This is a genomic window from Clostridium sp. UBA5119 (genome assembly GCF_002414285.1).
GTDB classification, from domain to species: domain Bacteria; phylum Bacillota; class Clostridia; order Clostridiales; family Clostridiaceae; genus Clostridium_J; species Clostridium_J sulfidigenes.
The window spans coordinates 44,274-57,933 of the sequence record NZ_DHYX01000055.1; the positions used below are offsets into that span (position 1 = coordinate 44,274).

Here is a 13,660-nt window from a genome sequence, read left to right on the forward strand (position 1 = left end):
ATTCTTCTCACACTCTTATTTTTTTGCTTTTCACCTAAGAAGTGATGAAAAGTATAGAAAAGGAGTCTCTCCTTTGTTATGGTTAATTTGCAGAAAAACACTTAACAATGGAGAGACTCATATGAATATTTTAATAGAAAAATATGTAAATTAAATAACAAAATTAATTTAATAATCGATAGGGACTAAGATTGTTACTGGCTGTAGATATCTAACATTTAAACTATGCAGTAGGTGTCCTTATAAAAATAATTTCAATTAATAATTCAAGTTAATATATTAAAATATCTTATTAACTGATTAAAAAATAAAGTTATAAATAACTATAACAAATAAAGTACTAAATAATGTTCCAATTAAATAATACTCACCAAATTCTGCATCCTCAGAAATCTTATTATATCTAGCAATTGACTTTGCTGTTAAAATAAATCCTATAGCCGAGTATTGATTACTATATAAAAACATAGCAATTATTATACGTTCTAAAAAACCTATAATTGCACCATTATTACTACTATTATTAGCAACGCTACTATTGATGCTATTGTTAACTACCGAATTATTACTACTAGTAACTAGGTTTCCCTTAGGCTTACATCCTGAAAATATTATTTTAAAAGTTACATTTGCTGGCTTATGCATATATAACACTATCAATACCCATTTTAAAACCGTTAATCCATCGATACCCAATATACTATATACAATATACAATGTATCTATTGGATAATATAAATTCCCCCTAAAACAAACTATTACAGTTATAAGTAAAATTATATGTACCACTTGATCAAATATATATATCATCCATGGTTTAATATACTTTTTTACTTTATTCTTTTTACATGTAGTATGAAATATTTTTAAATATCCCTTATATGAATAATATTTTACTACATCTATCAATAAATGAGCTAAACATAATAATAGTATTAATCCTGTTATCCTATAACTTTTTTCAAACAAAAATAAAATTAAAATAAATGGAATACTATAGAATACTGAATGTTTAAATACGCCACCTATTTTTTTCTTCTTTAACTCTGACATTTCATCATCTTGAAAATAATAATCCCCAATTACATGTGCTATCAAGCATAGTACAATAAATTTAATCTGCATATTTATATTCTCCCCATACTTCCATCAAAACTCTATTCAAACTATGTTTTACATAAATATAATTATAATATCCTGAGCTTTTTAATCTCCTTTGTACGCTTGATTGAACTAAATTTAATTCATTAGCAATTTCCCTTTGAGTCTTATTTGAAAACATTATTTTTTCAATAAGCTCTCTTTGCTTATCTGTCCACTTCTCTTCTATAAAGTAACATAAACATAAATTATTATTGATTAAACTAACTATATCCGTTTTATAAATCGAACTAACCCCTATATCTGTATTGTATTGTGATTTACTGTTTGTTTTATTTAATATTTTAATTTTTTCTATCATTTTTCTAGCATAATGATATGCTGGACCGTCAGCCCCTAATGCCATCTCTTTATTTATATTAGTATCAATATTACCAATCCCAACTCCAAATCTAATTTTTATAGGATACATTTTAAACTTAATTTTATCAATAATATCAAATAAATGAATAGGATTACTTAATAAGCCTTGAAATTCATCTCCTAATGTAATAATAAATTTTGCAGCAATGTTTCTTTCATATTCAATATTTATATCTTTTAATATATGATTTAGTGTTTCTTGAGCTTCATTTCTATTTAATATCTTTTTTGACTCAACTATATCACCTATAATTGCAAAGTACATAATTATTACCTCATAATTCATAAATATTTCTTTAATTTTAACATTTATTAGATACTTTTTCAACAATGATGCATTTATAATAGCATCATCCTTTTTGATGCACTTACAACAGCATCATCCTTTTTGATATTCTTGCAGTAGTATTAATATACTTTTTCTTTTTCTTAAAAATAAGTTTTTTAATTGGAATAATATATTGTTTAGTAGTTTAAATTATTTGCTTATGCTATATGTTAAAGTTAAAAATGAGGTGTAAAATAACACCTCACCTAATAATATAATTTTATATATTTATTATACAATCTTTGTTGTCCAGTCCTCACAGTTCCATATGTCAGTTACTACATCTTTATAAAACTCCGGTTCATGGCAAACTAGTAATATAGTTCCCTTATATTCTTGTAATGCTCTCTTTAACTCATCCTTTGCTTCTACATCTAAGTGGTTGGTAGGCTCGTCAAGGATTAATATATTGGTTTCCCTATTTATAAGCTTTGCAAGTCTTACTTTTGCAGCTTCTCCTCCTGATAGTACCATAACCATACTTTCTATGTGCTTAGTAGTTAAACCACATTTAGCTAAGGCTGCACGGACTTCGTATTGAGTGCAGCTAGGAAATTCACTCCAGTACTCTTCTATACAAGTATTTTTATTTCCTGATGCGCCTTCTTGCTCAAAGTATCCTATTTGTTGATAGTCACCTAGGGTAGCTTCTCCACTTATAGGTTTTATGTCTCCCATAAGGCTCTTAAGTAGAGTTGTTTTTCCAAGTCCATTGGCTCCTACAAGGGCAATCTTTTGTCCTCTTTCCATATAAATATTAAGAGGCTTTGTTAATGGACTATCATATCCTATAACCAAGTCCTTAGTTTCAAAGATAACCTTACCTGATGCTCTTCCTGTTTTGAAGTTAAATGTTGGCTTTGGTTTTTCCTTAGAAAGCTCTATTCTATCCATCTTATCCAACTTCTTCTGCCTTGATTTAGCCATGTTAGATGTAGCAACATTAGCTTTATTTCTCGCAACAAAATCTTCAAGTTTTGCAATTTCAGCTTGTTGTCTTTCATATGCTCTTTCAAGCTGTTCTTTCTTTGCTTCATATATTCTCTTAAACTCTTCATAGTCTCCTACATATCTACTTAACTTTCTATCTTCCACATGATATATAAGATTAATTACAGAATTTAAGAAAGGAATATCATGAGATATTAGAATAAAGGCATTTTCATAGCTTTGTAAATATCTCTTTAGCCATTCTATATGCGCTTCATCTAAATAGTTTGTAGGCTCGTCTAGAAGTAATATATCTGGAGTTTCAAGTAGAAGCTTTGCAAGTAAAACCTTAGTTCTTTGACCTCCACTTAAAGCCGTTACATCTTTATCTAGCCCTACATCTAAAAGTCCTAATCCCTTAGCAACTTCTTCAACCTTTGCATCTATAACATAAAACCCGTTATTATCTAGCATATCTTGAATAATAGCAGTTCTTTCTAATGCCTTATTCATTTGTTCTTCGTCCATTTCACCCATTTTCCCATAAAGTTCATTCATTTCAGTCTCTAAATCAAATAGATATTTAAATGCATCTCTTAGCACATCTCTTATAGTTAATCCTTGTTCTAGAGCAGCATGTTGATCCATATATCCTACTCTAACATTATTAGACCAAATCACTTGACCTTCATCAGGCATAAGTTTACTAGTTATTATATTCATAAAAGTAGATTTGCCCTCACCGTTAGCTCCAATTAAACCTACGTGTTCCCCTTTTAATAATCTAAAGGATACATCTTCAAATATTGCTCTATCCCCAAAACCATGACTTATATTTTTAACTGTAAGTATACTCATATATTTTCCTCCTATATCCTTCTGATTATTACCATTAAATGGTATGTGTTCAAAAAATTCAAACCAAGAATATTATACTTTACTAACAAAAATTTTTCTATGGTAAAAATTAAATAATTTATTTGCAAAATCCTCTCTATAAATTTATACTATAAGAAGTCTAAATAAAGTTTAATAAATTTATTTCTTAGATATAACAACTTTAAATTTAACAATATAAATTATTAATAATTAATTGTTTTGATAATAGGAGGATGTAAATGGCTTGTAAATTCTATCTACTAAAGGGAAAAGGAAAAAGTGTGGAGAATGGTCACCTTTGGGTTTACTCTACTGATATAGAAGAATATGATGGTGAATATGAAAATGGAGACATTGTAGAAGTATATAATTGCAGAGAGGATTTCATCGGAAAAGGTTATATTAATGATGTTTCTAAAATTACTATAAGAATTATGACTAGAGATATTGATGAAGAAATTGATGAAGAATTTTTTAGAAAAAGACTTAGAGCTGCTTGGGAATATAGAAGAAAAATAATAGATACTTCTAGCTGTAGGTTTTTGTTTGGAGAAGCTGATTTTGTACCTGGACTTATAATTGATAAATTAGAAGATTACTACGTTATTCAGTCTCTAGCTCTAGGCATTGATAAATATAAAGATATCATTGTAAAAATTCTAGTAGAAGAATATGGTGCTAAAGGTGTTTATGAGAGAAGTGACGCTAAGGTTAGAATCCTTGAAGGTATGGAACAGATTAAAGGCTTTTTAACTGAACCATTTGATACTATGATTCAGATAGTTGAAAATGGTGTTAAGTACTATGTTGATGTTGAAAATGGTCAAAAGACAGGATTTTTCTTAGATCAAAAGGAAAATAGAGCTACTATACATAAACTTTGCAAAGATGCCACTGTGCTAGACTGCTTTACTCACACTGGTTCCTTTGCATTAAATGCTGGTGTTGCTGGTGCTAAATCAGTATTAGGAGTAGATATATCAGAGCATGCAGTAGAATTCTGTAGACGTAATGCAGAGCTTAATAATCTACAAGATGTAGTTAAATTTGAATGTCACAACGCCTTTGATGTACTTCGTGAGTGGTCTGATGAAGGCAGAAAATATGATGTGGTTATCCTTGACCCACCAGCCTTTACTAAATCTCGTTCTACTATTAAAAGTGCTACAAGAGGATATAAAGAAATAAACCTTCGAGGAATGAAATTAGTGAATAAAGGCGGCTATTTTATAACATGTTCATGTTCTCACTTTATGAATCCTGAACTATTTAGAGATACCATTGCTAGTGCAGCTAAAGATGCAAGGGTTACCCTAAGACAAGTAGAATTTAGAACTCAAGCTCCTGACCACCCAATTCTATGGAATAGTGATGAATCATACTACTTAAAATTTTATATCTTCCAAGTAGTTTAATTACTTATAAAGAGCTATATAATTTATAATCTTATTTGATTTATAAATTATATAGCTCTTATATTTAAATCTTATTTACTCTTTCTTTTGACCTTGTTTTACTAGTTGGTTAGCATATACGCTAGCCCCAGTAACTAAAACACCCTGAATTATAGCATCAGCACTAAAACTGTGCATAACTCCTATAGATAACAGTATGCCTACAGGAAGCAAGATTATTGGTATATATTTATCATTTATCTTTTCTGTTCCTTTTAAAATCATACCAATTATATATAGCACTGGTATTAGTATCAATGCATTCTCTGTAATATAACTAAAGAATTCCATAAATATTCCCCCTTTATATATTTTATTCATTTTATACTTATATGAGTACATTATTTTATATAAATTCAATAAAATTTTATTTGTTTACTACTAGATATATTTATGCATGTCATCTAACATTTTCCTTTTTTTACACAATGTAATTTTATTCTTTGATTTTCTTAAATTATAAGGATAATGAGATATAAATTTGTTGTACAGTTTTTATTGAATGTTAGTTCTAAAAGTGTAACAATAATAATATAGTAATATTTGGTAAGAGGTGATGTTATGAAAGGCTTATCCACTCTAAGATTTGTTCAGATTGTTTTTTGTTTCCCTATAATAATATTGTTTGCTACGTCTAAAATGAATGGTATTGAACAAATTATTTTCATAGCTCTCTTTACCTTATATACTGTAGTATATGAAGTTATATTTTTAACTTTAGCTAAAAGAAAAAGAACTACTAAAAGCAGCAGTTCTTAAAATAGAGTTCTAAGCTTCAGTAGGAGTAAAACTGCCTCTGAAGCTTAGAACTCTGTTCATTAATATATCTTTATTTCTCCATCCTTGTATTCTGGAACTATATTTATTAAATCCTTTGAAAGACAATATCTTAAATCTTCATTATACTTAAAATCCTTCATCCTTTTATAATGAAGTGCATCTTTTACAAAACTTATTATACTAGGATTATTTATATATACATATTCCGAAGTTTTTGCTATATCTGTTAAGGTGAAATGATTTTTCATTATATCTCTTAAACAGTTGATTATATACCCACTTGCTATAAAATCATCCATAGAGAATTCTCCATCGGTTCCTGCATTTACAAAGGTTACATCCTTATTTAACTTAGCTAATTTTTCTGCTACTACTCTTCCATTTATTAAAGCGCCTATAAATATCTTCTCTGCTTCCTCACTATTTTTAATAGCTCTAGTCCCATTTGTGGTAGTCATTATAAGACTCTTACCTTTTACTATATCCTCAATATAGTCTAAAGGTGAATTGGAGAAATCAAATTTATCTATTTTTATTCCCCCTCTTTCTCCTCCTAAAAGATATTTATTTCTATCTTTACTTGCAATATCTATAGCTTCTTCTATCTCTTTTACAGGAATTATTTTATCACAACCATTATTTAATGCTGTAACCATTACTGAAGTTGCTCTTAAGACATCAATAACAACCACTATCCTATCTTTAAATTTTTCTGGCTTAATATGTTGTGCAGATATAACTACATCAATATTCATGTACTATTCCCCCCTGATTATACATTTAATTAAATTAATCTTCTTTATAATATTTTCCTTGATATAGGTCTTCAGTGACTAACTTATTATCTATGGCATTTAAGACTTCCCACTTTTTCAAACTCCACATAGGACCTACTAATAAATTTCTTGGAGCATCTCCTGTAAGTCTATGAATTACTATATTCTGTGGTAACATTGTTATAGCCTTAGTTACAAGGTCAATATATTCATCCATTTCTAGTAATGTAATCTTGCCTTCATCTAACAGCTTTTCTAGCCTTGTATTTTTCATTACATGAAGAAGGTGAATCTTAACTCCTTTTATGGGAAGCTTAGAAATATACTTAACGGTTTTTAACATATCCTCTTTACTTTCTCCTGGAAGTCCAAAGATTATATGTGCCACCACATCTATGTTCCTTTTATGTAGCTCCTCCACTGCTTTTTTAAATACTTCTAACTTATATCCTCTATTTATAAGGATAGCTGTAGTATCATTGCTAGTTTGAAGTCCAAGTTCCACCCAAGTATATACCCTTTTTGAATAGTTTTCTAATAATTTTAACACATCTTCTTCTAAACAATCTGGTCTTGTAGCAATGGCAAGTCCAACCACATCCTCTTGTATTAATGCTTCATCATACTTTTTCTTTAATACTTCTACAGGCGCATAGGTATTTGTATAGGCTTGGAAATAAGCTATATACTTACCATCTTTCCACTTTTTATTCATCATTTCCTTTATATCAATAAACTGCTCAGTTATAGACGATAACCTATCTCCAGCAAAATCTCCTGAGCCACTCTCAGAGCAGAATATACACCCACCTTTTGATAATTTTCCATCTCTATTAGGACATGTAAATCCACCATCTAATGATATTTTAAAAGTTTTTTGTCCATTAAACTTTTTTCTTAAGAAATAATTTAAACTATGATATCTCTTTCCATTAAAATCTTTTCTCATTTCTAATCTTCCTATCCTATTCTTCTATTATATATTTTAAATATATCCATATAGTAATCTTCTATATTCAATTATAGTTTAACTCTTTTATCTTTCAAAATCCACTAAGGCATCTTCAAAAAATAAATAAGTCAGAATGCTTGTCTATTTTGTGTTATCCGATGACTACCAGCTCTTAACTCCCATATTTTTCAAAGTGGGAGTTAAGAGCTGGTATGTCCCTGGATAACGATTTCTAAAGCTTCTGAGAAGCTAAGAACTCTGTTTATACTTCGTCAACAGAACCCTTAGATAGTGCTACTATCTGCGGAACCTGTTTCCTTGTCTAACTCAAAATATACTTCTCATCTTTGACTTATTATTTATTTTCAGATACCTAAATGAAAATTTACTAACAATACTTTAAAAAGTTTTCCACATATTAATACTTTTCCACATATTCTTCTGTGGACTTCAATATAAATATACAAGCTATCATAATTTGGAGGGATAACTTTGAAGAATCTTAAATTAATTTTTCAAGCTGCCACTGTTTTTATTGGCACCATTGTAGGAGCAGGCCTTGCTTCTGGTCAAGAAATAACTCAATTTTTTTCTACCTATGGGTTTTCAAGTTTTTATGGACTTCTTCTCTGTGCAGTATTTTACATAATAATAAGCTCCATTATAGTGTCTATAAGTTTAAAATATGACTTAAATTCTTATACGGATTTTATAACCCTTGTAAGCCCTGGTTTCTTTGGAAAAATAACGGATTATCTTACTAGCTTCTTTTTAATCTCAGGAGCTGCTATAATTCTTGCTGGTAGTGGTGCTTTACTTTATCAACACTTTGGTATTCCAAGACTTGTTGGAGTGTTCCTAATGGCTGGAATAGCACTTATTACCTTATTAAATGACACTAAGGGCCTAATAGCTATTAATTCCATAATAGTACCTAGCCTTACTACTATAATTATTACTATATTTGTCCTTTATCTTCTCTTTTCAAAGGATACTATATCTATAGACTATATGAAGCAAGTACCAGTATATAAAAACCTTATTATAGATAAACAGTGGATTATATCATCACTTCTCTATGCAGGATTTAACATGTTATCCTGTAGCGGAGTTCTTGTACCAATTAGTAAGGAAATTAAAAATAAACGTCTTATTATTTCTGGATTAACCATTGGCGCTCTTGTCCTTACTCTACTTGCTTTCTTAATTAATTCAATGTTAATGGCAAATATACCTGAAATCTTTAAATATGAAATTCCACTACTCTTTGTAGCTAGTAAGTTTATCTCTTTAATGCAAATTCTTCTTTTATGTATTATTTGGTGTGAGATGTTTTCTACGGAAGTTTCAGATATATATAGTGTTGGTAAAACCCTTGAAAATAAATACAACATCCCTTATAAGAGAGGTGTTGTACTCATTCTTTTAATAGCCATTCCTATATCTCAAATAGGCTTTAAACAGCTTATAACTTTCTTATATCCCGGTTTTGGAATAGTTAGCTTGGTATTTATAGCTCAATGCATTGGGTTCTACTTTAAAATGAATAAGGTAAAAAAATAATTAAAACTTATATAGGCTACTTCACTTTTTGCTCCTCTTTAATTATACTGATGTTATATAAGATGAACACTACTATGTTAGTAGTGTTTATTTACTTTGAAATATAAATATAGTATTTGCTATGTTTATTATGTAAGGAGATAATTAATTATGAAAGATTTGACTGCTCTCAATAATTGTAATATATGCCCTCGTAATTGCGGTATAAATCGAAACTCTGCAAAGGTAGGCTTTTGTAAAAGTGGAGCTAAAGTAAAAATTGCTAAGGCCTATGGCCATATGTGGGAAGAGCCCTGTGTGTCTGGCACTAATGGTTCTGGTACAGTTTTCTTTTCAAATTGTAACCTTAGATGTGTATTTTGCCAAAATCATGATATTAGTCAGTCTGACATAGGTAAGGAAGTTTCTATAGAAAGATTAAGTGAAATATTTTTAGAGCAACAAGCTAAAGGATACCATAATATAAACTTAGTTAACCCTACTCACTATATACCTCAAATAATAATTGCTTTGGATAAAGCTAAAGAAAATGGACTTAATATCCCTGTAGTTTATAATTCCAATGGCTATGAAAACGTAGAAAGCATTAAAGCTCTTAAAGGATACATAGACGTGTATATTCCTGATTTAAAGTATTTTAACGATAAATATGCAATAAAGTATTCTTCTGCTCCTAACTATTTCACCATAGCGTCAAAGGTTATTGAGGAAATGGTGGATCAAGTAGGTATTCCAATATTTAATGATAAAGAAATTATGATTAGAGGTGTTATCATAAGACACTTAATGCTCCCTGGACTTTTATTCGATTCAAAAAAAATAGTAGATTTCATATATAAAACCTTTGGAAATTCAGTATATTTAAGCCTAATGAATCAGTATACACCTATGTTTAAAGCAGCAGAATATGATGAAATTAATAAACCTCTTAACCCTATTCATTATGACTCTTTAATAGATTACTGTATAGATTTAGGCTTTAAAAATGCCTTTATCCAAGAATCTGGCTCTAACTCAACAGTTTATGTACCAGATTTCAATCTACAAGGGATTTAAAACTCAAATATTATAAATCTCTTTGAAAATAATAAAACTAAACAAATAAAAAGCATTCTTAGGTAAAATCTCATGAACTTTACCTTGAGAATGCTTTCATCATTAATTATACATCTAGTGTACTTCTAAAATATTCTGTAATTCTTTGAACCTCACCTATAGCTTCTGTAAGTTTAATCATTTCATCCGTGTAGGTATTTACACTAGCACTAACTTCTTGAGATGATGCAGAATTTTCTTCTGCAATAGCTGCTAATGATTCCACATTATCATACATTCCTTCTATAGCTTTAACTTCTCTACCTAAATCATTGATTGTAGTAATCATTGATTCTGATACTTTATCAACAGCAGTAGTAGTACCCGCACTTATATCTCTAATTCTTTCTAATCCATCAGTTTGTTTTTCAAGGGCTACATACTGTTCATCTATGCTATCTACAGTATATTTAATATCCTCTGCAAATTCTTTAAGATTTAAATTAATTTCTTCAACAGCATCTTTAGTTTGTTCTGCAAGCTTTCTTACCTCTTCTGCAACAACAGCAAAACCTCTACCATGCTCTCCAGCTCTAGCTGCTTCTATGGAAGCATTTAATGCTAAAAGATTTGTCATGTCGGAAATTTGAGCTACTATTGATACTATATTAGTAATATCACTAGCTTTATTGTTTAACTTTATTCCAGTTTCTTTTACTTCTTGGAACTTGTCCAATGTCTTTTGAATATTATTACTTACAGTCTTTATCTCATCAAAGCCAGCAGTAATTTTCGTTATAGTATCTTCCATAGCTAATTTATTTTCATTTTCACTGTTTACTAAGCTATTTAAAGCTCTAATATTATCATTCAATCCTGATGCTACTCTTTCTGTATTGTTGGCTTGGTCCACACTAGTTTCTGACATTTGTTCCACTACTGTAGATATTTCCTTAGATGAGCCTTCCATTACATCTGAAATAGTTTTAACCTTATTAAGATATTCTACCATCTCACTAACATTAGCATCAAACTCCGTCATATCCATTGAAGATACATTAGTTCCTGATTTTATAACTTCATATAATCCTTCAAGCTCATCCTTGGTGCTAATAACATCATATGACCTTTCCTTATCTTCTTTTAATCCAGTGGCAGCTTTAACAGGTCTTAATAATAAATATGTACCTACAAAGGTTACTACTGTAGCTACAGCTGTAATTTCTAAAGCTGGAACTATACTTTTAACTCCAAGTATTAATGTTGATCCAATAAGAGTTAATATAAAAGTAAATATGGATGCCTTAACTGATAATAATTTTATAAATCCAAAGGATAAGATTTTATTAAATCCATAACTTTTTTCGCTATTTATTTCTTTTTCAAAAGTCACTTGCACTTTCATCACATCTCCAGACTTTTCTAAAATTTCATATTCTAATTGTTCATTAAAATATTCAAAAGTTCCTTCAAGCATACCTAAGAAATAATCAAACATCTTTCTTTTAGATGAATAAGTCATCACCGCTTTTCTTTTAGATGTCTGAACAATATCTACTGCTGGTGGCTTAGCTCCTGAAATTTTCTTAGTTATTGCTATATGTATATCATTTAGTGATTTTAAAAATTCATATGCACTTCTCTTTTTAAAGTATACTGGATATACATTAACAAAGGATTGTATATTGTCTTTTCCTATATTATTCCATAATTTTTCTTTAGTTAAACTTCTAGTTTCTGATAGCCTAGATATAAACTTAGCTATTACTTTATCGTCTACTTCTTCTAGTGGAGAAAATATCTTATTTGTCTCCCATCCAGCATGGTTCATAGCTTCATTTACTTGTGAATCATTATAAAGTTTTCTACAAGTATTTAGCCATATTGATACAACTGTGCCCTTCATAATTAATACCCCTCTTTTCTATGGCTATAGTATATTAGCACTGATTTGGCAATTCAAAATAGAATCTTACACCTCTTTTTGTATTTTCAACTCCACATTTGCCTTGGTGCAAATCTACTATATTTTTAACAATTGATAGTCCAAGTCCTGTACCACTATCTTTCCTATTTCTTGACTTATCTATCTTATAAAATTTATCCCATATCTTATCAATTTCTTCGTTATTAATAAGCTCACCTGTATTTTCAAAAGATAATTGAGTNNTACATTCCAACAAATATACTTCCTTCACAGGGAGTATGCCTTATTGCATTAGTAAGAAAATTGGTTATTACTTGTTCTATCTTAAATTCATCACCATAAATTTGTTTCTCATATAGATTCAAATCTATTTTTATATTCCTATTATCGATACTATGATGTAATTTCTTTACAACATTTTTCACTAAATTATCAATAAAAAATAATTCTTTATTAAGGATCACCTTTCCACTTTCTAAAGATGATATTTGAAGCATATCTCTAACTAAATTACTCATCTTATCAGATTCTTCTATAATTACATTTAATGATGAATTCATATTGTCTTCTAAAAATACTCCATCCTTAATACCTTCTGCATATCCTTTTATTAAAGTAATAGGAGTTTTTAATTCATGAGATACATCTGCTATAAATTCTTTTCTCATAATCTCAATCTCTCTTTCTCTGTGGATATCATTTTGTAGTTTTCTATTAACTTCTTTTAATGAATTTAAAGAACTATCCAAATTTTGTCCTAAAAAATTTAATGTTTCCCCAAGGTTTCCAATTTCATCTTCATATACCATAGTACATCTCTGACTAAAATCCAAATTACTCATTCTTATAGCTACTTTATTTATTTCTTTTAATGGCTTTGTAATAAATTTCGAATAAATTAATGCTAATACAACTATTACTATTATAGCCCCTAAGTAAAAATACTTATAAAATATCCCTATAACTCCCATGGCTTCTTTTACATATTGTAAAGATGTAAATCCTACTATTATATTATTCTCATGTAGAAGTGCAGAAGCTAAATATTTAGTGTTCTCGCCATTCTTAAATGAAATAGTTACCTGTTTTTTATTAATCATCTCGTTTAATAGTTCCGGATCTGTCTTTATAGTTTTAATAACATAATTAAATATTTCTGTATTTTTACTATCTATAGCTTCTGAGTCAGTTTTAAAGGTTACTATAATATTATTTTCTGTGTTTACCACTCCTATAGATGTGTTATAATTATTCTCAAACTTCTTAATACTCTCTATTATTTCCCTTTCATCCTTTGGATTACTTAGTGTATCTCTAAACTTTATCACATTACTTTTAATATCATTTTCCTTTTTATCATTATATATCTTTTCAAACAATATTCTTTGACTTAAAAGGGTAATAGTCAAAAATGTTATAAACACCACAGTAGTTACAACAAACATTTTCAATGTAATGCTTTTTTCTATATTTTCTTTTATTTTTTTATAGTAGTTAATTATTTTATTCATA

13 protein-coding genes are annotated in these 13,660 nt (G+C 29.0%); 4 read left to right on the forward strand and 9 right to left on the reverse strand.

Translation table 11 applies throughout. The annotated features are described in order from the left end of the window. Nucleotides 1–300: 300 nt before the first annotated feature. The 3 genes from B2671_RS08730 to B2671_RS08740 all read right to left on the reverse strand — a co-directional run bounded on the left by B2671_RS08730 (nt 301) and on the right by B2671_RS08740 (nt 3,640). Nucleotides 301–1,125, reverse strand: coding sequence for a DUF3307 domain-containing protein (locus B2671_RS08730; protein ID WP_346870063.1), 825 nt, complete (start codon nt 1,123–1,125; stop codon nt 301–303). Beyond that, nucleotides 1,115–1,789, reverse strand: a complete 675-nt coding sequence (locus tag B2671_RS08735) for a SatD family protein (RefSeq protein ID WP_346870064.1) — start codon at nt 1,787–1,789, stop codon at nt 1,115–1,117. Before B2671_RS08735 ends, B2671_RS08730 begins: the two co-directional genes overlap by 11 nt. Nucleotides 1,790–2,083: 294 nt before the next feature. Next, on the reverse strand, nt 2,084–3,640 hold the full coding sequence (locus tag B2671_RS08740; RefSeq protein ID WP_346870065.1) for an ABC-F family ATP-binding cassette domain-containing protein: 1,557 nt from the start codon (nt 3,638–3,640) through the stop codon (nt 2,084–2,086). Nucleotides 3,641–3,900: 260 nt separating this feature from the next. Between B2671_RS08740 and B2671_RS08745 the strand changes: the two genes are divergently transcribed. Continuing rightward, nucleotides 3,901–5,076 carry a class I SAM-dependent rRNA methyltransferase gene (locus B2671_RS08745; protein WP_346870066.1) on the forward strand — a complete coding sequence of 392 codons (1,176 nt, stop codon included), beginning with the start codon at nt 3,901–3,903 and terminating at the stop codon, nt 5,074–5,076. Between the two features lie 75 nt (nt 5,077–5,151). On the opposite strand, the gene B2671_RS08750 is transcribed toward B2671_RS08745, so the two are convergent. Next, nucleotides 5,152–5,406, reverse strand: coding sequence for a phage holin family protein (locus tag B2671_RS08750; protein WP_346870067.1), 255 nt, complete (start codon nt 5,404–5,406; stop codon nt 5,152–5,154). Nucleotides 5,407–5,676: 270 nt separating this feature from the next. Here B2671_RS08750 and B2671_RS08755 point away from each other — a divergent pair, with 270 nt between their 5' ends. Beyond that, nucleotides 5,677–5,874 (forward strand): hypothetical protein, encoded by a 198-nt coding sequence (locus tag B2671_RS08755; RefSeq protein WP_346870068.1) that lies wholly within the window; start codon nt 5,677–5,679, stop codon nt 5,872–5,874. A 59-nt stretch (nt 5,875–5,933) separates the two neighbouring features. On the opposite strand, the gene B2671_RS08760 is transcribed toward B2671_RS08755, so the two are convergent. Then, complete coding sequence (locus B2671_RS08760; RefSeq protein ID WP_346870069.1) at nt 5,934–6,650, reverse strand: 2-phosphosulfolactate phosphatase; 717 nt, start codon at nt 6,648–6,650, stop codon at nt 5,934–5,936. A gap of 34 nt (nt 6,651–6,684) precedes the next feature. Next, nucleotides 6,685–7,620 carry a TIGR01212 family radical SAM protein gene (locus tag B2671_RS08765; protein ID WP_346870070.1) on the reverse strand — a complete coding sequence of 312 codons (936 nt, stop codon included), beginning with the start codon at nt 7,618–7,620 and terminating at the stop codon, nt 6,685–6,687. A gap of 489 nt (nt 7,621–8,109) precedes the next feature. Between B2671_RS08765 and B2671_RS08770 the strand changes: the two genes are divergently transcribed. Beyond that, on the forward strand, nt 8,110–9,186 hold the full coding sequence (locus tag B2671_RS08770; protein WP_414632628.1) for a transporter: 1,077 nt from the start codon (nt 8,110–8,112) through the stop codon (nt 9,184–9,186). Between the two features lie 159 nt (nt 9,187–9,345). After that, nucleotides 9,346–10,242 (forward strand): radical SAM protein, encoded by an 897-nt coding sequence (locus tag B2671_RS08775; protein ID WP_346870124.1) that lies wholly within the window; start codon nt 9,346–9,348, stop codon nt 10,240–10,242. Nucleotides 10,243–10,348: 106 nt separating this feature from the next. Here B2671_RS08775 and B2671_RS08780 read toward each other — a convergent pair whose 3' ends face one another. The 3 genes from B2671_RS08780 to B2671_RS08790 are packed head-to-tail and all read right to left on the reverse strand — an operon-like array spanning nt 10,349 to nt 13,659. Further along, nucleotides 10,349–12,127: a heme NO-binding domain-containing protein gene (locus B2671_RS08780; protein ID WP_346870072.1), complete on the reverse strand. Its 1,779-nt coding sequence runs from the start codon at nt 12,125–12,127 to the stop codon at nt 10,349–10,351. A gap of 34 nt (nt 12,128–12,161) precedes the next feature. Next, a complete protein-coding gene (locus B2671_RS08785) occupies nt 12,162–12,419 on the reverse strand; it encodes an ATP-binding protein (RefSeq protein ID WP_422653232.1) in 258 nt (85 codons plus the stop codon). Then, nucleotides 12,373–13,659, reverse strand: a complete 1,287-nt coding sequence (locus tag B2671_RS08790) for a HAMP domain-containing sensor histidine kinase (RefSeq protein WP_346870074.1) — start codon at nt 13,657–13,659, stop codon at nt 12,373–12,375. Before B2671_RS08790 ends, B2671_RS08785 begins: the two co-directional genes overlap by 47 nt. Nucleotide 13,660: the final 1 nt, after the last annotated feature.